Origin of the sequence: Paenibacillus hunanensis, assembly GCF_014645615.1 — a bacterium.
GTDB classification, from domain to species: Bacteria; Bacillota; Bacilli; order Paenibacillales; family Paenibacillaceae; genus Saccharibacillus; species Saccharibacillus hunanensis.
In genome coordinates this window covers 796672-823172 of the sequence record NZ_BMMB01000001.1, presented here as the reverse complement: position 1 = coordinate 823172, position 26501 = coordinate 796672, and the positions used below count along the sequence as shown (strand labels likewise).

The following is a 26501-nucleotide window of genomic DNA, read 5'->3' as shown; positions in this document are numbered from 1 at the left end:
TCAGTGGGTGTAGATTGGATTGGGTGTGACAACAGAGACAGCTTGTTCACTGGGAATTACATTTTTGTGGGCAAGGTACACCACTCCGAAAAGGAATAAGGGGACAGACTCCCGTATCGCGCAGGAATCTACGAAATTTGATGAAATGTAGATTCCCGCGCTCAAAAGTCGTCTTTTCCCCTTATTTCCTTTCCTGCGTTCTGTGCTACACGCAACATAAGTATTTGCGCACACGCAATCGAAACTGCAACTGCAACTGCAACTGCAACTGCAACTGCAACTGCAACTGCAACTGCAACTGCAACTGCAACTGCAACTGCAACTGCAACTGCAACTGCAACTGCAACTGCAACTGCAACTGCCTGATTATGAGAAAGTTGATGTAAAAAGTCAAATAGTGAATTTGCCAGCTTTGGAGCTTGGCTACGACTTGTGAGTAGTCTTTAATGTTTAAAAGATACTGTAATGTGTAGCCTCATAAAATGCACTTCGTAACAGCAGCACATTCATTGGGGAGTCATATAACATTTATTACGTTGTCCCTTCGTTTCTACTTCTAAACGAATAGAGTAACGTTATTTGCCTTCCAATACCTGCTGTTTACTAGACACACTCACCACTTATGAGCCATTGTATGCCTTTTATCTTTCAATCAATCCATTTCTTTCAACAAACATTGATCCCTACCCTTAGCCCTATCCTAGTATCGATTACTCACGGATACGATCCTGTATAAAACATCATCCGGCAGTACATAACTTATGCACAACACCGGATAATCATAATTACCAATTTCAATAACGCAACTAAAAAGCAGTTCAAATTGTTTTGTTTAGTTTGTTACTACCTTTCATGCTCAATGAACTAATAGGCAAGCAAACTCATTTGGATGCAAGGTGCACGGAACGGAGGGAAGGAAATAAGGGGAAAGGGCGACCTTGGAGGGGCGGGAATCTTCATTCCTTCCCATTCCAAAAGATTCCCGCGGCTCCACCGAAGCCCGTCCCCTTATTCCTTCCCGGAGTGGTGCAACCATCATCCACCCAGACGTTTGCAGGCGTAAGTTCAAGTCATCTGACGCATTTTGCGATATGTTCCTGGCGTCACCTGTTCTTTTTTGCGGAAGGAGCGGATGAAGTTCTGTGGGTTATGATATTGCAGTCGCTCGGCGATTTCTTTGATGGTCTGATCGGTTTCGGTCAGCCATTTTTTCGCCATTTCTAGACGGTAGCTCATGAGGTAGTCGCTGAACGTGGTGCCATATTCCTTTTTGAAAATACTGCTCAGATAGTTCGGATTGTAGTGCAGGCGATCGCCGATCATCTCAAGGGATAGCTCACGATCGTATTCCTGGCGTACAATATCCGCAATCGTCTCGGACAGGCAGCGGAATTGCTCACTCGTCTTCTCCTTCATGCTACGTACCATCGGGAAAATAACCTGTTCGACCAGAATACGCTCAATTTCCTCTGGATTCCGGATGCTCAGCAAACGGTGATATAGTGCCTGGTTATCCCTTGTCAGCAGCACCTCCAGACCGAGCAGCTGCTCCAGTTGAATCAGGTTGTTAACGAGTCGAACGAGCATAACCTCCAGATCCATCGAATGGCGACTTTTCTTCATGAACTCTGCCATCAGCGGATACAGACTCGCCGATACCTGCTCTTCGTCGCCCAACCGAATCCCATCAAATAGTCTGGCTTCCAGCTCAGTCGGATAATGCAGCAGAACGGGTCCAGAGACGACATTGGAGATATCCTCGTAAAAGATAATCGATTCCTTGCCCAGATTGAGTCGTTGATGTAGCGCCTGCTTACTCATCTCTACCGCTTCCTTGCTGGATAGCAGGCTATCATACGTCCGGCTGATGCCTACGCTAACCGATAGCTTGAGATAGTCACGCACGCTACGCACCATCAGCTTGGCATAGGCAATCACCTGCTTGCGAATCTCCTGCTCATTCATATCGGAGAACATCAGAATGGTCGCCTGCGTATCATCGTTCAAAATGATTGGCAATAACCGTTGCTCGGCTGGAATAAGCTCCTCGGCAATTTTGTTCATCGCGAGCATGAGCACATCCCGATCAGCAATACTGCGTTTTCCCAGACTATCGAGCTGTATGAGCATGGTCACATAATGACGTCCATCCAGACCCGTATAGCCCAGACGCTCCAATTGACCATCCAGCTCATCTGCCTTAATTCGGTTGCGGAACAGATTCAGCACTAGCTGTGTCTCCAGTTGCGGCTGCTCCGCTTCGATCAACGTTTCAAGACTTTGCTTTTCCGTCAAAATATGATTGATGGACGATAGAATCCATTCGATCTCATTTTTCGACTGCACATGGGCAGCGGTGGGAAGGCTGTGACGAATCTGCTGAATCGGCTTGGTAAAATACAGCGCGATTCCATAAGCGACCATCGTAATGAGCAAAATGAGCACCAGCTCAATCGTAATCAGACCATAACGAGTCGTTTGCAGAGCGGCGGCGATTTCAGATGGATCAAGCACTGTGAAATAGACCCAGTTGTTATACGCAGATTTGGCATAAATGAGCTGTGCTGGCTTATTCGCATCATTGTTCAGCGTCAGCATACCGACTGCCTGCTCATTACCGATCGTACCGGGTAGCTCTCGCACCTGCTGATTCGCCAGCATGCTCGCGTTATCGCCTGTATCGTACATCAGCTCACCCTGCCGATTTAAAATAAATACAGGCGAGTTATCCTCGGTATGCAGTGTCCGATTTAAGGTGGCTGCGGAAATATCCGACAATGCAATCGCCTGCTTGCGTGTAGAGAATACAGGCAATGTGTTCACAAAACGAATACCCGAATCTGTCTTCACCCAGAATAGACTCTGATCCTGGCTATCGACATATTGCCGATACAGCTGCTGACGCTGTGGAGCGGTCAGATGAGTTAATCGTCCGCTGGAAATTTGCCAGTTCTGATTGAGGCTGATCAACGAATAGGTGGCACCATCCAATCCCATCGTGGCAATATAATTAAGCTGGGTGTTCACATCCCGATACGCGATAAAATCACGCTCTGTAATCGGATTCTTCACGACTTCACTAAATGAGCTGGTTGTGCTATATGTATTGAAAGCGTATTCAATAGTACGTATCTTTTGCTCCAGATTGTTGCGCATTTGCATCATATAGGTCTGCTTGTTCGTCGCGATGCTATCTGTAACAGAGCGCACCGTACTGAAATAGATGTAGATACCGAAGCTGATCGACAAACCAATGCCAAGCACCAGAATAGGAATAAATATTTTATAAAACATAATCCCTTTGTTCATCATTTTCCCCCATTGGTTCCGTCATTATCTCTATGCTTCTCTTTATTATGCGTGAGTCTATTGCAGTGGACAAGAACTATTATACCCTTTTCATATTATGGATGTTAAGGATTTGTTTAGCAAAAATAGTTTCCATTCGTAATAAATTTTATTCGTTCTTACCATTATCCGGCAAAGGAGCTGAAATTGATGTCGATTTTGCATATTACATTGGATGAGCAAGCAAGTGTAGACAGCAACCGCTTTATACAGACCTTTGATAGCAGAAGTGCATCCTGCTCTAGCATAGAGCAATCACATGAAGCTCAAGCCTCGCAACAGCCTCATTCCCTTATCCGTAACTCTACAATGTCAGCGAATCAACCAGGCGCTTCCGATACTCGCAGCACCAAACCTGTCTCATTCGTGCTCTATCCTGTCCATGACACACAGGCTACAGCGCGTCCGTGTATCGTTGTATTACCTGGTGGTGGGTATCATCATCTGGCAGAGCATGAGGGTGCGCCGATTGCTCGTTGGCTCAACGGACTGGGTATTCATGCTGCTGTGCTGCATTATCACACACAATCTGACTATACAGAACAGGCAGAATCAGATGTAAAAGAGACAGAGCGTAATGCTGTACAAGCCCCTACGATGGAAACGGCTTCGGATGCCGATTCAGTCTCTCCAACCAAAACACAGGCACATTTGATCGAATCGATTGAGCCAAATCTACTTATCGAGCAGGTCGAGGCTGCCCTGCAAGCTGTCCAACAGCAGCGACCGGAGATTGGCTGGAAGGTGCTTTCGGATCAGATCGGATTAATAGGCTTTTCGGCGGGTGGACATCTAGCTGCAATGACAGCTACACTCGGCACGATCCGTCCTCATCTGTTGATGCTTGCGTATCCGGTCATTACGATGAGCGAGCCCTACACTCATCAAGGAAGTAGACAGCACTTACTTGGAGATTCCTATCGTGCGGAACATATCTGTCAGTATTCACCAGATTGTCAGGTCGATGAACGTACTCCCCCCACCTTCATCTGGTCGAGTGCAGACGATGCCAGTGTGCCTGTGCAAAATAGTTTGTCGATGGCAAGTGCATTAACCGCCGCAGGTATTGAGCATGAGCTGCATGTATTCGAGCAGGGTCGCCATGGTCTGGGTTTGGCTGAGGGTCATCCACATTGCGGTGCCTGGACAGACCTCGCAGCCAGCTGGCTACAGCGTCATGGGTATGTGGATGAAACAATATTAGCGGCTTCGGCTTCGGCTTCGGCTTCGGCTTCGGCTTCGGCTTCGGCTTCGAACAAGTATACAAATGCGCAGGTGCATATACCAGCAAAATCTGAAACACTTTTTCCGGCTATCCACATCGCAGGCGACTCGACTGCTGCGATCAAAGGGGCAACCGAGAAGCCGATGAGTGGCTGGGGCGAATATTTAGCTGGCTATATGCAGCCCGATATAATCATTCATAATCATGCGATCAATGGACGAAGTACACGCTCTTTTATAGCAGAGGGAAGACTGCAATATATTGCAGACCAGCTCCAAGCTGGCGATTATTTGTTTATTCAATTTGGGCATAATGATAGTAAAATAGAAGATCCCACTCGCTATGCTGACCCCGAGCAGGATTATCCTGATTTTCTACAGCAATACATTGATACAGCGCGTGGAAAAGGTGCATTTCCCGTACTGCTAACTTCGGTTAGTCGCCGTCTATATCTGGAAAATGGACAGCTCGATCCACAGGCACTTGGAGCATATCCTGAAGCGATGCGTGCGGTAGCTAGCAAAACCGGTACCCCACTCGTGGATTTGTTCCAGTGCAGCCAGCAGTTATATCGTGAACTGGGCGAAAAAGAATCTGCATGCTTATTCATGCACCTCCGCGCAGGCGCACATCCGAATTATCCAGACGGCATTAGCGATAATACTCACTTTTCCGAACAGGGCGCACAGCGAATTGCCCGCCTCGCCGCTGATGCAATCCGTCAACACGCACAGCTACAGGAATTAGCAAAGCTACTATTACCGGAAAGAGATCCTTCAACCGCTAATTCATATTGACTCCTGCCCAGCAGACTAGATAACAGCAGCATATTTACAACTGCGACTGCGACTGCGACTGCGACTGCGACTGCGACTGCGACTGCGACTGCGACTGCGACTGCGACCTGCGACTGCGACTGCGACTGCGACTGCGACTGCGACTGCGACTGCGACTGCGACTGCGACTGCGACTGCGACTGCGACTGCGACTGCGACTGCGACTGCGACTGCGACTGCGACTGCTCAATGGTGTGGTCTATCTATAAACCAATCAAGCTTTATTTTGCACAATATCATACTAAACAGGGTTGCCTTGCTTCGCGATCAGACGCAAGCAAGACAACCCTGTTTTATTTCATATCCAGTAATAGAGCTCCTATACAGCTTGTACATCGGTATATCATTTCCCATCAATATAACGCCTACATTAAACCTGTGCCACCTTCGGCCAGCGACCTACAAATTCCGGCTCATTGTACGCCAGGAAGCGACTCAGAATTTCCTGCTTATCATCCAAAAATAACTGATCCGCTACCGCCGTCACCAGCTTAGGTACTGCATTTTTCGTACCCGAGATCGCGGAAGCCGATAGTCCGCAGCTGGCAAGCGCGGAGTAATTGAACACAAACAGACCGTGTAGCAGCTTCTCCCCCTGCTCACTCCGACTCTGAAAAGCAAACCCAGGGCTCAAGTACGGATGCGCATCCAGTAATTCATTAGCCATTTCCGCAGGTGCATGGTAACGATCCTTCCAGCGCGCAATATGCTCGGCTACAAGCTGTAGCTCTGGACGAAGCCCCGGATCACTGAGCAGCCCTGTACTTACGATCAGAAAGTCAAAATAAAATTGTCCATGCGGCGTGGTTACGATCGCCCCCTCACCGTGCTGTTCTACATTCAACCATGGCGAACCGAGATGCAGCTGGAAGCCCGGCCATGCCGCGGCGCGTTCAAACGTATCATTTGTCGGCGGCTGATTGAACTTGAAGAAATGGGAGATCGCTGTATACTTCTCCTCATCATTCAATGCGTGGAAACGCTCGATCATACCGGACACTTCCATTTGCCGAATCGGGTTCACACTTGGCAGCACTTCCCGTCGTACAAATACATGTGCTTCTGCAACGCCTTCAGTCAGCGCATAGTTCGCATTGTCAAAAGCTGAAGCTCCTCCACCTAATACCGCGATCTTTTTCCCTTTTAAACGGTCAAAATCGATTGGCTTGGAGGTGTGTGCATACAGATGAGCAGGCAGACGATCAGCAATCATAGGTGGAACATGCCATTCTCCACCACCTTGAATTCCTGTAGCCAGCACCACCTTGCGTGCTAATAATGTTGGAGACGGAGCGCCAGCCCCCCCTAGATGCAAGCGATGAACCCCTTGCTCCAGCGGCTCGAGTAGCTTCAATGTCGTCTCATTGACTACAGGCAGGTTCAGCACCTGACGATACCAGCGTAAATAATTCATCCAATCTCCACGCGGAATTTTATCTACCTTTTCCCAGCCCTCCTGCCCGGTCTGCGCTTCCCACCAGGAACGAAACGTCAGCGAAGGAATGCCCAGATCAACCGAGGTCAGATGCTTGGGTGTGCGCAGAGTAACCATTCGTGCATATGTTTCCCACGGGCCTTCCAGCCCTTCTGTATTTTCATCCAGTACGAGGATATTCGATATCCGCTCACGTAATAGCCCAAATGCTGCGGCAAGCCCACTTTGACCGCCACCTATAACGACCACATCATATACATGACCCTCTGGATGTTCAACCGGACGTACCCAATCTGCACCGCCGTAAGCCAGATAAGCCAGATCCTGTTTCACTCGTGCATTCAACGCTTCTAGACTCATATCCCTCATACCTTTCGCTTATAGCATCTGTTAGACATGCGATTATATTCATATGTCATATTAAATAACATATTCAATCTGTAAATAAGGATCATCCCATCGTAGAATGAATTTTTTCTGTTATGAATTATTCCTATTATAGCGACATTCGTTTTATTTTCGATAGTATATGTTAATTTTATTGTCATGTCATCCAAAATTAAATCATGGATTTGTACTACACAACGAATAAATCTTGTTTTGATGTAATAAAAAATAACTTACCTCTTGCCAAGCCTCACCGTTTCCTCTAAAATAGTCCTAATTTATTCAATAACCGTCTTTCGTATAACCCCGATAATATGGGCCGGGGGTCTCTACCAGGAACCGTAAAATCCTGATTACGAAAAAATGCTGTCGTCTGTCTGTCATGCATTTTTTTGTGATTGGGATTTTTGTATTCGAAATGGACATCACCAGCTCGCTCATGCGTATGTCATCCTTTCGAAAATGCTGCTTATCCCGTTATCGCATCCAGCATGACAGCCAGTGGAACAAACTAATTTCTGTCAGAGGAGTGTGTGCTATGCAATGGAATCAAGCTGCTTTAACACGTAGAATCGAGGTTTCTGCCCATCATCGTCCTGCCGATCTTGTTATTCGCGGTGGGCAAATAGTCAATGTATTCAGCGGAGAGATTACCGTGGCAGATATCGCTATCATAGACGGGATGATCGCCGGGATCGGAAGCTATGAGGGCAAGGAGATTGTGGATGCTAGTGGAAAATGGATTATTCCCGGTCTGATCGATGGACATGTGCATATCGAGAGCTCGCTCCTATCGCCAAAGGAATTTGCCAGAGTTGTCCTTCAACATGGCGTTACCAGTGTGATTACGGATCCGCATGAGATCGGTAGCGTCGCTGGAGTTGAAGGTATCCGTTATATGCTGGAGCAATCCGAAGGCTTACCTATGGATCAATTTGTGATGCTTCCATCCTGTGTGCCTGCGACGCCCTTTGAGAGCTGTGCTGCACGTCTAACAGCAGAGGATTTGGAACCATTTTATAGCCATCCGCGTGTGCTCGGTCTGGCAGAGGTCATGGATTATGGTGCACTCGCAGGAGCAGAGCCGGGCATGGTGGAGAAGCTAGCTTCTGCCCATGCACATGGCAAACGAATCGATGGGCATGCAGCAGGTATTGCTGCCGATCAGCTTGATGTGTATGCCGCGGCTGGTATTCGTACCGATCATGAATGTATTAATGCAGAGGAAGCGAAGCAACGGCTTGCGCTCGGGATGTATGTGATGATCCGCGAAGGGACAGCGACCCGGGATTTGGAAGCAATCCTACCTGCGGTTAATCCCCATAATGCACGTCGATGTGTGTTTGTGACCGATGATAAATTAACGGATGATCTACTGGATGAGGGCAGTGTGGATCACAATGTGCGACTCGCTATCCGTTATGGACTGCCACCAGTCACCGCGATTCAGATGGCAACATTGAACACAGCAGAATGCTTCGGCTTACGCGATCGCGGCGCAATTGCTCCCGGTTATATCGCCGATCTGGTGCTGCTCGATCATCTGGAAGAGCTGACTATTCACAGTGTATACAAACAAGGACGTCCTGTAGTTATAGAGCGCCAATTGCAGGAAGCTGCATTCCCTGCTACAACGTTATCCAACGCCACCCATACAGCGGCATTGTCACGCTGTCATATGACGCCACTTGAAGCCGATCATCTTGCTTTACCACTCCGCTCAGAGCGATGCAATGTGATTGAAGTTATTCCACAATCGATCGTTACAAGGCACGCGATAGAGCAAGCGGATATCGTAAACGGTCATTTTGTACCATCTGTGGAGCGCGATCTGCTCAAGCTCGTCGTCGCAGAGCGTCATCAAGCAACCGGTCATATCGGGCGCGCTATTGTGAAGGGCTTCCAGCTAAAGCGTGGTGCGATTGTATCGACGGTGGCTCATGATTCGCATAACCTGATTGCGGCGGGTGCATCGGATGAAGAGCTGTTGCTAGCTATTCGTCATGTAACCGAGCTGGGTGGTGGACTCGCGGTTATTGATGGCGAGCAGGTGCTTGCTTCACTGCCATTATCGATTGGCGGGTTATTATCCGAGCTTCCTTATGAGCAGGTGTATATGCAGCTGGGGCAGCTTCAGCAGGCACTTCAGCATATCGGAGCGGCACAGCATTTTGATCCATTCCTGACGCTATCCTTTCTAGCTCTGCCTGTCATTCCGACACTCAAGCTCACCGATCTGGGGTTGTTTGATTTTGCAGCGGGTCGGCATATTTCAGTAGAAGCGATAGAGCAGCCTCATTCCCTGCCGCAGACATAACATAGAGTAAAATACAGCGGGTCATATCATGATAAGGAAATATTTTACATTCCCCCTTTGAAATTGTATTCTTCTCTAATCTCAGCCGATCGCTTAACCGATATACATCTAAGAAACTTTCCTATCACAACGATCAAAGGGGAATGCAATAATGGTATGGCTTAAAACACTACTACTCACGTTAGGCGCATTTATTGTGGGTGGAGCGGCTGTTTTTCTCGCATTGTATCTGGACAACGGCCCTTTGAAGCAGGTATTCGGTACAGAGACTCGATCAGAAGCCGAATCACCTGCATCACAGCATCATGCTTCTTCTCCGCCCGCACCACTGTCGGAAGATGAGCTACCACCTGTAGAGCAATTCAACAGTATTCCGAAAACGAAGCTGTATGACGATCATGTCGCGGTACTCATGTATCACGATATGAGCGCAACGGAAAAGGGCGGCGATATTATTACGCCTGACTTGTTCGCAGCTCAGCTTGATTTCTTACGTTCAAAAGGGATGAATTTTATTACCCTGGAGCAGTTCCGTTCCTTTATGGAGGGCGCTCCCATACCGGAAAATGCAGTTCTGGTCACATTTGACGATGGGTATGAGAACTTTTATACGACAGCCTATCCGATTATGAAGGAACGCGGCATCTCGGGAGTTAGCTTCGTGATTACAGGCGATTTTAGTAAAAAGGCAATGGTGTACACCCCACATATGACGCGTCAGGAGATTCAGAGCATGCTCGCTTCTGACCCGAATACTGAGGTGCAGCCTCATACGAATCACCTGCATTACAAAACAAGCGAAACGACAGATGCACTTACCGCTCCACTCGTTACGGATGGAGTAACAGAATCACCGGGAACTTATCTAGCTCGTATTAGCGGTGATCTGGCTAGCTGTATCGATCAATTGAAATCGCTGAACAAGCGTCCAGTGGATACATTTGCTTATCCATACGGCCTGTACACACCAGAAGTGCAGGAAGTTGTAAAGGATGCAGGCATCAAATATGCCTTTACAACAACACTTGGTCTGGCTTCTCGTAACGATGATCCTTATGCGATTCCTCGTATTAACGGAGGCTCACCACTCGTAAGTCCACAGCGTCTGTTTGCCTCGATCTATTGGGAAAACAAACAGCCTGGGCATAATCTGTACTTGCCGGATGCAGTACAGCATAGCGGACGTGAGGATATCCGTTCAGTGGGTGTGCATCACAAGTAAGAGCTACACACCAAAGATTGGAACCCCACAATAAAGCATCATCGTGACGTATCACACTGTCGATGAGCAAAGTGAAAAACCGTATACCATACAACAAAAAAGCACCGCTCCGTATACTCCATGCGTGAAAGTTGTAGCTTGCCTTCTGGCGTAGCTACGATTCACCCAAGGATAAAGGGCAGTGCTTTTTTCGTTTTCATCTATATTCATCATTCATCTATATCCATAATCATTTTATATAAACCTCTGCACCCCTATTGCTATACACGAGGGATGCAGAGCGTTAACATAGATTCACGGTGATCAGTAATAAGATTATTTATCTATAAAATGAATCCTGGCTATCGCAAGAACACGATCGGATTGCATCATATTCGTTCGCAATAGAGATTCATCTATTCGAGCATTTATCTATTGGTTCATATTAATCTATATTCAGCATCGGGCTGACATGGGACATTAGCTAGCTTTGACGACCTGAAGCGTATCGTCCTGTACTTCAACACGAATATGTTGAATATTCTCGTCATCCAGCACCAGGTCTGTAATGCCATCCTCAACATATTGCTGGATTACACGACGAAGTGGTCTTGCACCAAATGCAGGATTGTAGCCGAGCTGCGACAGTTTTCTTTTCGCTTCATCGGACACGTTCAAGCTGATGCCCTGCTCACTCAGTGTGGCTTCGATATCAGTCAGCATATGATCAACGATCTGTACCAGATCCTCTTCCTTGAGTGATGCAAATGGAATAATCGCATCAAAGCGGTTCAGGAATTCTGGGCGGAAATACGCACCCAGTGAATCGAGCAACGAACGAGTCTGATCTGCTTTTGGTGCAGAGAAGCCGACGGTAATCTTTTTATCCACGATACCTGCGTTTGAGGTCATAATGATGACGGTATCCTTGAAGCTTACCGTACGTCCCTGACTATCTGTCAGACGTCCATCATCCAGCACCTGCAAGAACATATGCTGTACATCCGGGTGCGCCTTCTCAATCTCATCCAGCAAAATAATGCTGTACGGATTACGGCGTACACGCTCGGTTAATTGACCGGCTTCTTCATGACCGACATAACCTGGAGGCGATCCGATCAATTTGGAAACAGAATGCTTCTCCATGTATTCGCTCATATCCAGACGGATCATCGCATCCTTCTGTCCGAAAAGCTCTTCAGCGAGTGATTTGGACAGCTCGGTTTTACCAACACCTGTTGGGCCGACAAACAGGAACGAAGCGATTGGTTTATTTTGCTGCTTCAAGCCAGCACGACTGCGGCGAATCGCTTTAGCTACTTTTTCGACAGCCTCATGCTGACCGATCACTTTACCTTCCAAACGAGCCGCGAGATGTTTCATTTTATTCTGTTCATCCTGTTGTAGCTTGCCGACCGGGATACCGGTTTTACGTTCGACAATTTGCTGAATATGCTCGGTACGTACTTCGGATGGTGTGCTCGCACTAATGCCTTTGCTCAAGCTTTCCAGCAAAATCGCTTCTTCATCGCGAAGCTCAGCAGCACGCTCATATTGCTCAGATGCAGTTGCCTGCTCTTTTTCCAGACGCACCTGCTCCAGACGACTGCGCAGCTGGGTATCGTCACTTGCCGATGCAGCCAGATTCAGCTTCGCACCTGCTTCATCCAGCAGATCGATCGCTTTGTCAGGCAGGAAGCGATCCTGAATATAACGATGGGATAGCTGTACACAGGCTGCTATTGCTTCATCGGTGTAACGTACACTGTGATACTGTTCATATTTTGGACGCAGCCCATTCAGAATCGCTACGGTCTCTTCCAGTGTTGGCTCGTCGACCATTACCGGTTGGAAACGGCGTTCCAGCGCAGCATCCTTTTCAATCTGACGATATTCCTTCAATGTGGTCGCACCGATCACCTGTAGCTCACCGCGAGCCAGTACAGGCTTCAGCATATTGCCTGCATCCATCGAGCCCTCCGCAGAGCCTGCACCAACGAGCAGGTGAATTTCATCGATGAACAGTAATACATTGTCACGCTGTTCCAGCTCAGCGATCAGTTGTTTTACCTTTTCCTCAAATTGTCCACGGATACCTGTTCCAGCTACGAGCGAAGCCACATCCAGCGAATAGACTTCCTTGTTCAGCAGCTTGGACGGTACTTTGCCTTCGATAATACGCAGTGCCAGTCCTTCTGCAATCGCTGTTTTACCGACACCTGGTTCACCGATCAGCACCGGATTGTTTTTGTTACGACGATTCAGAATTTCGATCACACGCTCAATCTCTTCATCACGTCCGATCACGGTATCAATACGACCTTCGCGAGCCGCATCGTTCAGATTGCGACCAAGCTGATCCAGAATACCGCCACCACCGCGGCGAGTCTGTGTGCGAGCTCCCGCAGCCGGTTGACCTGCTGCACCATTCGAGCGATTCGATTGAGATTGCATAAAGCCTTTGAAAAATTCATCCAGTGGCGACATGCCCTGACCGGACGAACCAAAGCCTGCATTAAAAGGTACACCGCTATTCATCTTGGCATAGCAGTCCTGACAGAGAAACATTTTTTCCGATTTATGATTAACTGTAAATTGAAGTCCTACGGTTGCTTCGTGTTGATTACAATGTTGACAACGCATCGATCATTGCCCCTTTCATGGATAGGATTCCATATAAGTTCGAATTAAGTAAGCCTGTATCATCTACACAGAAACGTTATTGATCAGAAAAGGTCAGTTTGATGTTTGATCAATATGTTCTGACTTTGACTTTCTTTGACTATTATAACTCTTCTGTATACAAAGTCAATACGTTACAGATAGTTTTCAATAATATTTTTGTATGCAACTTATTAATAGTTACAAAAAAGACGGATATCCTGTTTGTTGGATAGCCGCTTTCAGGTTTATATATTCGATGCGATGGGAGTGTAGCTGTACATTATTTGAGTGTGCACATACATTTTACACATACATCCTGTTAGCTCGATAGAATGTATACATTGTAGGAGCAGGAACGACCAAATGATCTATCTCCAACAGAGGTTTCCAATCTTCACACGAGTGGACAGGAGGCGATAGGACTTATTTCTGAGATTCTATTGGAACTGATCGCTAACATCCTCCCAGTGTGTTAGATCCGGTAGACGCTGTGCGCCCCAGTAATTCAGAAATAAGGTCAAAATCTGATCGTGATCCTGAGTAAGAAGTTGATAATGCCTGAACTCCTGCTTACTGAGCTCTAAACGAAGCTCGACTACCATCTGTCCCGCCTGCTCCGATTCCATTAGCGAAGCAGCTTGTAAATAGATGCTATTTTCTAGTGGAACTGACGGCTCCAGCACGACAAAGTCATACAGTTCCAGCTCTCCGATAAGCTCACGAAATAATGAAGCATTCAGACTTTCGTTAGAATAGGTGGTATTGCCGCAGGTTAGCTCATAGCTCAGATTATCATAGGACGTCATTATCATTCTCCTCTTTTTGTAAGTGTGTGGCTTTGTTTTGATATGTTTTGGTGCTTTGGTGTTATGGTGTTTTTGGTATGTGGCGATATGTGGATATGTATTGTACGTCTGTTTTCTCTTAGTGTACCAAGCCTGTACATTAAAAACGACCAAAAAAATCCTCCTGACCGATGGTTAGACATACGATCAGGAGGATAGCTTAGTTGGATGAGCAGCGAATCCCTACAATGAAACGAGAGAGACGATGATATAGGCGTACGATCAGACGAATAGTCATTGGATCGGATTAGCCTCTTTATTCAATCGATCATACTACTTCTCAAACATCCAAATAGACGATGTCGCTTACTTGGACATGACTTGCAGCTTCACACTTGTATTGCTGTATATCGGCTTCACACTGTAGCCCTCTGGCAGACCTGTTACCTGTACCGCAGCGAATTGACCATGTTTCGCTGTAGGAGCGCTAATGATGATTTTGCTACCATTGGCAGGAATGTAACCATTCGTGAAGTTGAGCTTTAGCTTACCTCCATACATTGCAGTACCATTGATTTTGAGCAGATCGTTTTTGCTGCTAATATTCAGCTCCAGGGTTCCTTTGGATGCTTGCTTGTAATCGCCACCGATCACGAGCCAGCCGTTTACCTTCTCGGACAGTACACCGCCCTCGTTCGACACATTGCCGCGTCCGAAAGCATAGCCATTTTGACCTTGCAGTGTACCTGCTTGCAGATGAGTTGCGCCAGTGTAGCTATTTTTCCCTGCCAGCTGTAGTGTACCGCTCCCCTTCTTGGTCAAGCCACCTTTACCGGAAATCAGGTTGCGCCATGTATCCTTGCTATTAAAGCCGCCTTTGGCAGCATCCATCGTTACCGTCACATCATTCGGGAAAGCACCAAAGCCATCTGCCGCTGCAAACAGATTCAGACGTCCCCAGCCTTCTGGATCATTCAGCACCGGATAACCGGAAGCGAGACCTGTTGTTGCCAGCACCCAGCGACGCTGTGCATCAGTCAGATAAGGTAAACGTGTCTCCAGCAGTACCTCAGCACCCTTCGGAACGGATACCGCTTCATTAGTTGCTGTAATCTGTGGGAACCCATACGTCAGACGCTCGGTATAGGCTTGCTTGTTCGCCTGATAATTGCTAAAACGGTCTGTCGCTGTCCCCTGCTGATCCTTGAGCACCTTTTGCGCCTGAGCATAAGCTTCCTGCTTGAGCTGCTTATTATCTGGATCATTCAAAATCGCCGCCGACAGCGCTGTCGCCATTACACGTCCACCCATCACATCAAATGGAGAGTGCATACCCGCTACGATACGGTCATTACCCAGCTCCGATGCGCGTGTGAGCAGCTCCTGATAACGCTCTGGATACGCATAGGCCATCGCAATCGCAGACAGATAGGCCGCATTGGTATGACCACTTGGATATCCGCCATCTGTGCTTGGGTCCGACTTGATCTGTGGTACCAGCGTTGGGATAACCGAAGCCTCCGGGCTCCAGCGGAATGGACGTTTATAGTTAAAATACGCTTTAGATGGATTACTGGAGGAGTAATCACCACGCAGCTTTTTCACCAGACTGACGACGCTACCGAGCTTGGAGTTCGGATCACCTGCATCATTGCCACCATCATCGTATTTTTGAGTCGTTGCATCCGCAGGCACCTCGGTAATGGTCGTCGTTGCTCCTGCATCCTTACGATACACATCGGTTAGCTTACCCATGCCCTCCATAATGCTATAGCTCTGATTGCGGCGATCGTCTAGATACGCACGTTGCTCCTGCTCAGGAGTACGCTTATTCGCGATATTAATGACCTTTTGGATATTTTGATTCAACAGCTTCTCATTCAGCATCGTACCGGAATCCCATGTCTGTCCCGGTGTCCACAGCTTATCGAAGCCAGACAATGTACCGATAATCGAATTGGAAGCAGGAGTAGAATGATCCTTCGTATTCGTTTTATATGTATCAACCACATAGCCCCATTCCGGCTTGACCGAGGTGATGGATGATGGAACCGTAGCGGCACTGGCATAGCTACCTCCGATAGAGCCTGAAAAGACGGATAAAGTGATGGAAAGTCCAATCACGCTTGATTTGGATAATTTCATGTGGTACATGTCCTCCTCGATCTCGATTAATTACACCTTGAACATCATAAGGCACCTGTGTTAACGCAATGCGAGGAAAAGATTGACGTAGTGTTAACTGTTATCAATAAAAACACATATTTTACCAGTAGAGGATGTAGGATAGAAATAAAATGAGAGCGTGATCTGTACATTTTCCGTAGCTAACAAGCCTCGTGGCTCTACTATCGCTCATTATAATTGGAAAAGGATAAATAAAGCCGACTTCCTCCTATCATCTTCAATTCCAGATGACAGACGGTGAAGTCGGCTTTTTCAAATCGTAATGATGCGTAGATGGCTACAGTTATGCTTAGATCACTACAGTTAACAGGTCTTCTTGATAGCTAACGGATTTTTTACCTGTTTCGATAACATCCAGATAGTTACCGGAGTTGGAAATGATAACAGGTGTAGTGAGTACATAGCCTGCTGCTTTGATCGCTTCCACATCAAATTCCATGAGCAGATCGCCTTTTTTGACGGTGTCGCCCTGTTTGACTTTTGGTGTAAAATATTTACCTTTCAGCTTAACCGTATCCTGACCAACATGGATCAGAACGTCAACGCCGTTATTGCTCGTAATACCGATCGCATGACCGGAAGAGAACAGCGAGGTCAGTACACCATCGACTGGGGAGTATACTTTACCTTCGATCGGTTCAATAGCGATCCCTTTACCGAGTGCGCCTGTGGAGAACGCTTCGTCTTTTACTTGCGACAGTGCGATAACATCACCCTTCATTGGGCTGAATACCGTTTCTTGTTTGACGAGTACATCATTGTTAGATACTTCTGTTTTGCCAGTTTCCGGCTCGTCGTCTGTCAATTTGGTGAAGAACATGAGCACGAAGCCAAGGATGAAGCTGACGATCATACCGATAATTGCGCCATAGAAGCCAAGATCAAAGCCGTTTGGACCGATGTAGGACGGAATACCGAATACACCCAGACCGCCGATAATGTAAGCTTTGGTACCCATCGCACCGATGATCGCGCCACCGACTGCACCACCGATACAGCTCAAAATGAATGGTTTTTTACGTGGCAGAGTAATACCGTAAATGGCTGGCTCGGTTACACCGAAGATACCGGAGATAAAGGCTGGAATCGACAGGGATTTGAGCTTTTTGCTTTTCGCTTTAATAAGGATCGCGAGTACAACACCTGTTTGTGCGAACGATGCGCCGAACATACCTGCCAGAATCGGATCGGAGCCCAGGTTAGTCAGGTTGTTGATCGCGATTGGCACGAAGCCCCAGTGCAGACCGAAGATAACGAATACTTGCCAGAATGCACCCAGCAGCAGACCTGCTACGATTGGGCTCAGGTTATATACAGCCAGGATACCTGCACCTACGAGTTGACCTGCCCATGTTGCAACAGGGCCGATAATCAGGAACGCCAGTGGAATGGTGATCAGCAATGTACAGAATGGAACCATAAATGTTCTTACCACACTTGGAATGACACGCTTGAAAAATCCTTCAATCTTAGAGCCTACATACGTAGACAGGATAATCGGAATAACACTGGAGGAATACGTCATCAGAATGACCGGAATCCCCAGGAACGTAATATGAACAGGAGATTCAAATGGCGTACCTGCGAATAGCGTATACAGTGGCTTACCTGCGGATACAGCTGACAGCGTCGGATACACCAGCGCTGCACCAATCGCCATACCGATAAATATGTTCATATTGAATTTCTTCGCCGACGTGTAACCGAGGAAGACTGGGAAGAAGTAGAACAGACAGTCACCAATAGCATTCAAAATGATGTACGTACCGGAGGTGTTCACCAGCACGCCCATCGATACGAGCAATGCTGTCAAACCTTTGATCATACCGGTCGCTGCCAGCACGCCCAGTGTCGGTGCGAATACACCGGAGATCATATCAATGAAGCGACTGAACAGGCTCATCTTCTCGCCTGAAGTATCGGCTGCTGTCGATGATTCACCGCCCAGACCTGCTACCGCATTCACATCTGCATATACTTCAGGTACGTGGTTACCGATAACAACCTGATACTGACCACCACTCTGAATAACGGTTACAACACCATCCATATTTTTCAGGACATCCGTATTCGCCTTATTCTCATCCTTTAATTTGAAACGAAGACGCGTAATACAGTGAGTCAGACTGTTCACATTTTCTTTGCCGCCAACATTTTGGATAATGTCCTTTGCTAATTGTTCGTACTTCATCGTTCTTCCTCCTTTATGAATATCCATATAAAAAGGCGAAACCAAACAGAATGTCCACACGGGCAGGACCCGTGACGATTCTGAGCTTGGTTTCGCCTGCATGACCAGTAACGATCCGATGATTTTATTCGATTGTATCGCTTGTAATGCGCTGGATATGAATGGTCAGATACAGCTTTTCCTCATCCGTCAGCTCGGTATCCAGATACTTCTCAATTTTGAGCATACAGTCATACGCTCGTCTGTACTTGCTCTTCACCTGCTGAAGTAAGAAATCATCCTCCAGCCAGCGCTTCTGCGCCTGCATAAGACGCTGAAAGAAAAACTTGAGATGTGTAATAAAGCGCTCGTAGCTGATCGACTGCTCATCCAGCTCAATATTGTACGTGTACTTGATAATGTTCAGGATGTCCTGAATCTTCTCTGCCTGTACGGCGACATTGTGAAACTTGCTGCTGGAGCCGTTCAGCTCGGCGTTCACCAGATGAAGCGCAATATTCGCAGCTTCGTCCTCTGGCAGCGTTTTGCCAAGTGTCGACTCGATGAACTCCAGCGCCTTGACCCCAACCTTGTATTCCTTTGGATAAAAACGACGAATCTCCCAGCTTAACGGATTCGTATTGAAAATGCCTTCTTCGTACATTTTCATCGCATTGTTCAGGTGATCGGTGAGCGTGACGTAAATGTAATCGCTGAGCGTGCCTTCCAGATTGTTTTTGCCGTACTCGATGATGTCGTAGCAGACGGAAATGTATTCCGGTGGCACATCCTCAAGTAGCAGCTTGAACTTTTCGGAGGCTTCCTTTTGCTGAAGCACAAAGATCTTTTCGATCAAGCTCTTATCGACCGGCTCGCCCGCACTCTTCTTGAAAGCGATTCCACGACCCATAACGACAAATTCACGCTTGCCCGGATCACTGGCAATGATCGCGTTATTATTGAATATCTTTTGGATAATCATCCAAGCTGCCCTCCTTATCCTGTATAGTTTTGCACGAGGACTCAGATGCCGGACAAAAGTTCAGTTACAGCTTGAAGTATCACATCAGTAGGGTCCTTTAGCTCGTGTTTGATTGTGTTCTTTGATTCATTCGCAATCTTCCAGGAACCTGAGGGCGAACAGTAGGAAAGGCAATCCTTCTACTGTCTTGCTTCAGCAATCTACCGTACGTTGCATCACTCTTTCTTTATATGGAGTGGACAGCGAACAAGCCGTACCTGTCAGGACTGGAAAACAAAAAGGCAAAACCCAACACATGTAAACAAGCTTCAACAAAGCTATACATGTACTGGGTTTTGCCTTTTCAGTAACAATCCCAAGGTTAGAATAACACCTATTTTTCAATTTGGCAAGCGCTTTCTTTTTATTTTAATTGATATTTTTTAAGGTTAAGATTCGTTCTCTATTCTTATACTAAATGATATGAATTTTTTTACATTTGAAATGTGTTTTATAGCAATTCGATGTCGATGTGCTGCCCATTGGATGATCTCCAGATACCACAGCCACTACGCAGATACAGTAAAAAGCGATAGAATCCGATGCGCTCTAAGCATCTACAAGATTCTATCGCTTCTGCTCCGTCGCTATTCGATCATCGTAAGACGACTTTTATATGACCCTGTCAGTTGATGTAATTTCATCTTCGTGCATTAGTATAGCCCTTGCATAGCACATCACTTCTTGGAATGTTGATACCCATCAGCTAACAACACACATGGTGCTATTCCTACGCGACACAGGCAAGTGTTACGCATAATTACGCAACAGTATATACTGCGGCGACTTGGTACCTTCCAGCGTCCATGTCACATTGACAAGCGCACCTGGGGGTACAGCTGTTGGCGTATGCGCTGAATCAAATCCAATCTGTGTACTGCCATCTGCGTATTGTACAATCGGCTGAAAATACTTTAAGTCATTGCTCAATGTATTACGACTAATATTACGAGCGGTCACCTGTAGCTTGCCTGTCCAGCGCCCACCCTGAGCAGTATCTGCATTCCAGGTCAGATGATAGGATCGCACATCCAGAGCCCGTGCAGTCTGGTAAGCGGCAAAGCGCCCACTCCAATCCGACGTTAGCGGCGGAATACTACGCATATAACGGCGATCCTGCAATTCGATAATCCCATTATGATATGTACCATTTACCTGCAAGCGGTCAATCAGTACGCGGATCGGAATATAAACGGCATTATTACGCAACATCGGAACAGTATCCATCGTATAGGTGCGTCCATCTGCGCGAATCTGCTTGGAATCAAGCGTTACCGTCAATAAATGGCTATTCAATGCAATCGTAGCCGAGCGTCCCTGTGGAAAATAGGTTACCTGCGCGCCAAGTAAATCACCGACCGAGCGAAGCGGAACCTGCGCTCGTCCAGCCGAATCGATAAAAGGCGATACCGGGCCTGTAAATAGCACCGCATATTCATTTATTTTTAGTAGCGGCGGCGAGCTAAAGGTCTGTGCCGCCTCCACTCGTCCTCCCCATGGAGCCAGTACCATCAGCAACAAGGCTGCAAAACAGACAATGAACGGCTTTCGTTTCAACATACATCGTTACCTCCTATCGTCTATCTCCATATTAAACGTTATTAGCCGCTAGCACAAAAAGAAAACAGGAATTGGAGAGAATATTTGCCTGTATAGCAGCGGATTGATGTAGCTAATTGGTGATGAATAAGAAATTCTGTCTATTCTTATTATACGGAGCGATGTGTATTACATGTGTAGATGCTGGATCGTTGGATCACTTTTCAATGATAGATGGTAAGGATAGGTGTTGAGGATAGATTTTGTAGGAGATGAATAGCACGGATTGGATTAGGAAGGTTCGGGCATGGAGGAACTTATAATTTAGATTGCTGGCATAGCTTGGCTTCTATACTATACAAGTCGATATACTATATGGGTCTACCCGATACTATACGGGTCTACCCGCTGTAAAAGAAAAAACCTGTCTCCTTTGCAGGACACAGGTTCGTAGGCTAAGTTCACAGCTTATATCATGATCCAATTAGATGATCGGATCAAAAGCTATTCTACCCATTGTAGTGATGTGGATTGTATATCACATATTATTTGTCCACATGTTATTCACTCATATGTTGTCCGTTCTAAGGAGCAGACATGCTTGACATTTAACTATAACAAGTCAATAAGCACAGTCTTAATTTAGGATCAATCCATATACGCTGATATGTGTATGGGTACAGAAACCTCTACGCACGAAGCACTGAATCGAATACGGATAGCAATGCAAATATGAATAGGAGGACGATTAGCATACAAGTACAGAAGACAAGCGATTGCTACTCCTCATCCTGCTCAATCTTGATCAGCTTGCGCACAGGCGGCTCCTTCTCTCCATACCAGACCAGCACATCTGCCAGCAGATCCAGAATGCGTATAAAACTCTCCTTATCCGCTTCCGAAATCGTATCTGCATGCTTGAACATCTCATCAAAGCACAGCTCACGCACGAACTTTGTATACTCCGTGTATACCTCGCGCCCCTTCTCAGACGGCTTGACATAGATGTCTTTGCGATTCCCGCTCCGATGATACTTTTCCAGCAGACCTTTTTCCGTCAGATTTTTGACGTTTTTGGAAAAGGTACTCGGACTCACGCCGAGACGTGCTGCCATCTCTGACATCTTCTCGTCCTTGTCCTCCGCCTCCAAAATATATTCCAGTGTCTGAATCTGCGCTGCCGAGAACATCACATCGGTGCCATAGCTGCGCTGTAGCTTGTACGTGTTCGAATACGCATTGCCGTATTTGATAATCTTCTCAATCAATGTCCGATGGTTACCCATCCAATGAAGTTTCATGGGACCCCCTTTCATGTTTCGCGTTATCTTCTCAAGCTATGCTGTGGGTTCACATAGGGTATTCTCATATGTTGTATTCCCATCAAAGTTATATTCTCAAAAGTAGTCGTTTCGCTCATGAGCGAACATGTGCTTGAGAAGTGGCTTTCTCCGAGTTTATCGAGATTACACGCGTTTTTCAATCCAGCTAATCGTGTCCTCGATCACTTCATCCCGGATTGTTTCATTGAAAATCTCGTGCATCAGATGCGCATAGATTTTGAGCGTTTTATCTGTTGAGCCAATCTCTCCATAAAATTGACGTGAATCCAGTTCACTCACCAATCCATCATTCGCTCCATGCAATACAAGCACAGGCTCGACAAAATCAGTCGCATGCGCCTTCAGCCAGTTAACGCCTTCGCCCAGACTGTTGAATAGGTCTACTGAGATTTCCTTTTCCACCAGTACATCGTTGGCGTAAGCGGTTACAACTTCTGGCACACTACATACGCCATCACCGAGTGAGTTCGGGATATACGTTCCAGGCGGTAAATCCATCGGCAGCCCGCCTGCAACCTGTGTATTGTAACGAGTGAGCGCGCCAGATAATACGATTCCCTGCACCTTTTCAGGATACTTGGTGGCAAAAGAGGACGTAGCAAATCCGCCCATACTGTGCCCGATGACAAAAATCGGAAGATCACCACTTGATTCTTTAACCTGTTCAACGGCTGCATTCACATCATCAATCATATGATGCAAATCGCTGTAATACACCCGCTTGCCTTCCGAGCGTGCATGACCGCGATGATCAAATCGGTATACATTGAAGCCGCGCGTGTTGAGCTTTTCGGTAAGATAGTCATAGCGGCTAGCATGCTCGCATAGACCGTGAACGATCAAAACAGCTGCTTTTGGTTTAGAGATCAGATTGGTACTGAAGTAGAGCTTGGTGCCGTCGAAGGATTCTAGTTTGGTTTCGATGAATTTCATAAGGTTGGTAGTCCTTTCTGTGTGCTCAAGCATTTGGAAAATGTTGAGGTTCAAAGTGAGATGAGCTTGAGCAGGTAGGTGGGTGGAGATTAGAATGAATTAGATTTATACACTTTAGAATGCAAATTGTTTCTAGTAAAAATAATATAACAACAAAATAACTATAAATAGGATCTATTTGTAGTTATTTTGTATTTGAATTAAGTTTGTTGCTTTTGATACTTTTTGGATAATTCCAAGCTTTTTTTGAATTGTTTGCATAAATCTTCAACTTTATCATATATCTCTTTAGCAGACGTTCTGCGACTAGCTCTGGATTCAACATCCACAGCACTTTTTATAATTTCAAGTTCATTTACCTTACTATTTAGTTTATAGTAACTGAAACGTCTAATAAGATCATTAAGTCGATCAATGAAATTATATCTTAAGTCGCCATCGAGTCTCATATTATAAAATGGCGCTGAAAGATAATCTATACCATTTAAAAATGAAACCATTAATTTGAGAGTTTGATTCGTTACACCAAGTTCAATATACATAAGCAGAGAGTTAACTACTTGAGCGGATCTATTTGCTTCTTGATCATCTAAATTTACTATAACCTTATTTATAACTTCTTTAGCTTGTTCCAATAAATCCTCAAATTGTTGTGTATCTACAATTTGATTTATTAATATATTGCAATATTGTTCTATTTTTTTTGAATTTAATTGAGGTTGTTTTTCATTTTTCCATACAATTTTAGAAATCACATATAACAGGTGATATCTAAATTTAGAATACTTATCATCTATTTTATCATCATTAAAGTAGTTATCAATTATATGCAGTAATAAGGCTGACGTATAGTAAATAATAGGTTGTTGTCCAGTCACAAAAATTCCTTTGCCTACATCTTTTCCGTCATCTTTTTCAATGTCCTCTCTTAAACTTCCATAAAATCTGCTTGCTCTATGTGGTGCATCTAAAAAGATAGACGCAAAAGAACGCATTTGAATTTCTGGATTAATAATCTTAGATTTATCAATATTACCGTTGTAATTATATTGTCCAGATCTTCTCTCATAGTATAAATTGAATTCTCCACTGTAACTATTAAAGTAGCTTTCTAGCAACTCCTGGTACTCACTTAGTGAAAGAAGCTGGATTTCTTGAACTTCAGTTTGGTTATTTGTTGCTTTGACAATATTTTTTATAATTGTATCATCATCTGTAATTACTATTTTGATCGCAATCCACATATTATTATCTAGATGCTCAGAATTTAAATGAAGTATATTGGAAGTTTGGCAACCATTTACAACATAAAAATTTTTTATTGTATACAAACCCTTTCCTTTGCTAAGAGATTTACCAACTATTGTAATTCCATTATTCATTAATCCAAAATAATTTTTTGTATTAGAATTAATTGTATTAATTATTTCCTGATTTACACGATTATTTTGAATACCATTAAAGTCTCGAACATTAAGTTCAAAAATTCCTTTTATAATTTTATTCTGATCATCCACTATCAGCTTAAGATATTCTTTAATAGGTAAAGTAGCTAAATAAGATTCCTCTACACCTTCCATATAAGGTAATTCTATTTTTTCTTTGAGTTCGAATGTTGCACTATTTTGTACTTTTGTTAATTCATAGTGTTTTCTAATTTCTTTTGAACCATAGGTATAAAATTCAATATTGTTTTCAAATATATCTAAATTCTTTATATCTGACATTATTTTTTCTTTATCACTCAGTAAATTCTGATCATCAAGCCATGTTCCTGTCGTAACATAGTATAAATAACAACGCGGAGAAGGCTTAAAAAAGTCATAATTACTTAGTAACATTTGAATCATTTTACACTTTTCTTTAATTTTTTCATTTCTTACTTTAGTCAAACTATTACCATCTTTAAAAACATCTAATACTCCAGTACCAAATTGAAGCATCTCTTTGCCGTCAAATTTATCTGACGTTTTCGCTTGTATAAAATATATTTCCACAGAAAACTCCATGCCTGATTCTAAAATATCTTCTAGCTCACCAAATGTCGAAATATATTTATTGTTTAACACTATTGCTAATCCATCAATAGCACAGTCCCCACTATCTCCTGTAGATACTGAAGCTAAGTTAAAATTAGAAATGTTTTTTGGGAAAAGAATCGAATAATTTATGAATTTCTCGAAATTTCTGTCAGTTAAACCACCACTTATACTAAATTCATTTAAAAATTTACCGAAATATCTTTCCATTATTATATCCATAGTACCATCACCATTCCAAGAAAATTTGTAATTTAGTTCTATATAAGTATATTTCTACATCTAAAGACTCAATACCTTTCGAACAAATGTTCTAATTTAAAGATAAAAGAATTGATTAAGTCATAATCACATCAAATTCCATATACAGGTTATCAAATTCTTTACTTAACAATTATATTCACTAATTTATAAGCAAAAAAAAGAATCCCTGCTACATAAGGATTCTTTAAATATGGAGCCTAGGGGGATCGAACCCCTGACCTCATCGCTGCCAGCGATGCGCTCTCCCAGCTGAGCTAAGGCCCCACGCGGTATGATTATGTATGACTCCAATGAATCAACTCTCTTAATATAGCATGCTGAAATTTATGAGTCAATATTTAACATTTCGATAGAAAATTCCAATTCTCTATGAAATTCTACTTCACTATTCATGGTAAATACCTACCTCTTTCTCTGTATCTTTATTTACACTAGGAGCAATTATTGTAGTCTTTTATGACTCTACCATCCGATTACATCTACTGCTGTTACTACTTCCACTTTATACGCCACCTCAACTCTATACACTACTTTCACTATATGTACTACTTCAACTACACCAATTCAGTCATTTCATTGAAAGTAACCTCTTCATTCATTGCCACTCTCGCTACTACATTCAACCCCAATCCTCACGCCCACCCCACTACTCTGTGACAACCCCGTGACAGTTCGCCGACTGCGTTGACTTCCGTTCCTATGCAACTGGTATAATAAAGTTATTGAATAGTTTAAGATAACAAGCCGGATGAAGGGGATATGCTGCTTCATAATGCATTTTTATAATATTTCATTATGTTGCGTACC

15 protein-coding genes, 1 tRNA gene and 1 riboswitch are annotated in these 26501 nt (G+C 44.9%); of the genes, 3 read left to right on the top strand and 13 right to left on the bottom strand.

Annotation, left to right across the window (positions count from 1 at the left end; genetic code table 11):
- Positions 1-1065 precede the first annotated feature (1065 nt).
- Positions 1066-3309, bottom strand: coding sequence for a helix-turn-helix transcriptional regulator (locus IEX62_RS03390; protein ID WP_188774053.1), 2244 nt, complete (start codon positions 3307-3309; stop codon positions 1066-1068).
- A 189-nt stretch (positions 3310-3498) separates the two neighbouring features.
- Here IEX62_RS03390 and IEX62_RS23680 point away from each other — a divergent pair, with 189 nt between their 5' ends.
- The gene (locus tag IEX62_RS23680; protein ID WP_229685575.1) at positions 3499-5370 is read left to right on the top strand and encodes a GDSL-type esterase/lipase family protein; all 1872 of its coding nucleotides are present in this window, start codon (positions 3499-3501) and stop codon (positions 5368-5370) included.
- On the opposite strand, the gene IEX62_RS24135 is transcribed toward IEX62_RS23680, so the two are convergent.
- A complete protein-coding gene (locus tag IEX62_RS24135; protein WP_506329713.1) occupies positions 5295-5600 on the bottom strand; it encodes a hypothetical protein in 306 nt (101 codons plus the stop codon). The two genes, IEX62_RS23680 and IEX62_RS24135, sit on opposite strands and share 76 nt — an antisense overlap.
- Before the next feature lie 179 nt (positions 5601-5779).
- The gene (locus tag IEX62_RS03365) at positions 5780-7204 is read right to left on the bottom strand and encodes an FAD/NAD(P)-binding protein (protein ID WP_188773968.1); all 1425 of its coding nucleotides are present in this window, start codon (positions 7202-7204) and stop codon (positions 5780-5782) included.
- A 303-nt stretch (positions 7205-7507) separates the two neighbouring features.
- Positions 7508-7607, top strand: a riboswitch (purine riboswitch).
- A gap of 162 nt (positions 7608-7769) precedes the next feature.
- Here IEX62_RS03365 and ade point away from each other — a divergent pair.
- Positions 7770-9548, top strand: coding sequence for an adenine deaminase (gene ade / locus IEX62_RS03360; protein ID WP_188773967.1), 1779 nt, complete (start codon positions 7770-7772; stop codon positions 9546-9548).
- 151 nt (positions 9549-9699) lie between these two features.
- The gene (locus IEX62_RS03355) at positions 9700-10770 is read left to right on the top strand and encodes a polysaccharide deacetylase family protein (protein WP_188773966.1); all 1071 of its coding nucleotides are present in this window, start codon (positions 9700-9702) and stop codon (positions 10768-10770) included.
- A gap of 459 nt (positions 10771-11229) precedes the next feature.
- On the opposite strand, the gene IEX62_RS03350 is transcribed toward IEX62_RS03355, so the two are convergent.
- From IEX62_RS03350 to IEX62_RS03305, 10 genes are all read right to left on the bottom strand, one after another.
- A complete protein-coding gene (locus tag IEX62_RS03350; protein ID WP_188773965.1) occupies positions 11230-13392 on the bottom strand; it encodes an ATP-dependent Clp protease ATP-binding subunit in 2163 nt (720 codons plus the stop codon).
- 458 nt (positions 13393-13850) lie between these two features.
- Positions 13851-14219, bottom strand: coding sequence for a hypothetical protein (locus tag IEX62_RS03345; protein WP_188773964.1), 369 nt, complete (start codon positions 14217-14219; stop codon positions 13851-13853).
- Positions 14220-14564: 345 nt separating this feature from the next.
- A complete protein-coding gene (locus tag IEX62_RS03340) occupies positions 14565-16343 on the bottom strand; it encodes a phosphatase PAP2 family protein (RefSeq protein WP_188773963.1) in 1779 nt (592 codons plus the stop codon).
- 331 nt (positions 16344-16674) lie between these two features.
- Positions 16675-18576 carry a beta-glucoside-specific PTS transporter subunit IIABC gene (locus IEX62_RS03335; protein ID WP_188773962.1) on the bottom strand — a complete coding sequence of 634 codons (1902 nt, stop codon included), beginning with the start codon at positions 18574-18576 and terminating at the stop codon, positions 16675-16677.
- A gap of 124 nt (positions 18577-18700) precedes the next feature.
- Complete coding sequence (licT, locus tag IEX62_RS03330) at positions 18701-19537, bottom strand: BglG family transcription antiterminator LicT (protein WP_188773961.1); 837 nt, start codon at positions 19535-19537, stop codon at positions 18701-18703.
- A gap of 789 nt (positions 19538-20326) precedes the next feature.
- Entirely contained in the window at positions 20327-21136 is an 810-nt protein-coding gene (locus IEX62_RS03325) for a copper amine oxidase N-terminal domain-containing protein (protein ID WP_188773960.1), read from the bottom strand.
- A gap of 758 nt (positions 21137-21894) precedes the next feature.
- Positions 21895-22416 carry a MarR family winged helix-turn-helix transcriptional regulator gene (locus IEX62_RS03320; RefSeq protein ID WP_188773959.1) on the bottom strand — a complete coding sequence of 174 codons (522 nt, stop codon included), beginning with the start codon at positions 22414-22416 and terminating at the stop codon, positions 21895-21897.
- Between the two features lie 165 nt (positions 22417-22581).
- Positions 22582-23391, bottom strand: coding sequence for an alpha/beta hydrolase (locus tag IEX62_RS03315; protein WP_188773958.1), 810 nt, complete (start codon positions 23389-23391; stop codon positions 22582-22584).
- 200 nt (positions 23392-23591) lie between these two features.
- Entirely contained in the window at positions 23592-25652 is a 2061-nt protein-coding gene (locus IEX62_RS03310; RefSeq protein WP_188773957.1) for an AIPR family protein, read from the bottom strand.
- A 233-nt stretch (positions 25653-25885) separates the two neighbouring features.
- A tRNA-Ala gene (locus IEX62_RS03305) sits at positions 25886-25958 on the bottom strand.
- Positions 25959-26501 lie beyond the last annotated feature (543 nt).

Excerpts from the sequence above, each read along its gene's own strand:
- IEX62_RS03390 (WP_188774053.1), bottom strand. The coding sequence starts at position 3,309 with ATGAACAAAGGGATTATGTTTTATAAAATATTTATTCCTATTCTGGTG.
- IEX62_RS23680 (WP_229685575.1), top strand. The coding sequence starts at position 3,499 with ATGTCGATTTTGCATATTACATTGGATGAGCAAGCAAGTGTAGACAGC.
- IEX62_RS03365 (WP_188773968.1), bottom strand. The coding sequence starts at position 7,204 with ATGAGTCTAGAAGCGTTGAATGCACGAGTGAAACAGGATCTGGCTTAT.
- ade (WP_188773967.1), top strand. The coding sequence starts at position 7,770 with ATGCAATGGAATCAAGCTGCTTTAACACGTAGAATCGAGGTTTCTGCC.
- IEX62_RS03355 (WP_188773966.1), top strand. The coding sequence starts at position 9,700 with ATGGTATGGCTTAAAACACTACTACTCACGTTAGGCGCATTTATTGTG.
- IEX62_RS03350 (WP_188773965.1), bottom strand. The coding sequence starts at position 13,392 with ATGCGTTGTCAACATTGTAATCAACACGAAGCAACCGTAGGACTTCAA.
- IEX62_RS03345 (WP_188773964.1), bottom strand. The coding sequence starts at position 14,219 with ATGACGTCCTATGATAATCTGAGCTATGAGCTAACCTGCGGCAATACC.
- IEX62_RS03340 (WP_188773963.1), bottom strand. The coding sequence starts at position 16,343 with ATGAAATTATCCAAATCAAGCGTGATTGGACTTTCCATCACTTTATCC.
- IEX62_RS03335 (WP_188773962.1), bottom strand. The coding sequence starts at position 18,576 with ATGAAGTACGAACAATTAGCAAAGGACATTATCCAAAATGTTGGCGGC.
- licT (WP_188773961.1), bottom strand. The coding sequence starts at position 19,537 with ATGATTATCCAAAAGATATTCAATAATAACGCGATCATTGCCAGTGAT.
- IEX62_RS03325 (WP_188773960.1), bottom strand. The coding sequence starts at position 21,136 with ATGTTGAAACGAAAGCCGTTCATTGTCTGTTTTGCAGCCTTGTTGCTG.
- IEX62_RS03320 (WP_188773959.1), bottom strand. The coding sequence starts at position 22,416 with ATGAAACTTCATTGGATGGGTAACCATCGGACATTGATTGAGAAGATT.
- IEX62_RS03315 (WP_188773958.1), bottom strand. The coding sequence starts at position 23,391 with ATGAAATTCATCGAAACCAAACTAGAATCCTTCGACGGCACCAAGCTC.
- IEX62_RS03310 (WP_188773957.1), bottom strand. The coding sequence starts at position 25,652 with ATGGATATAATAATGGAAAGATATTTCGGTAAATTTTTAAATGAATTT.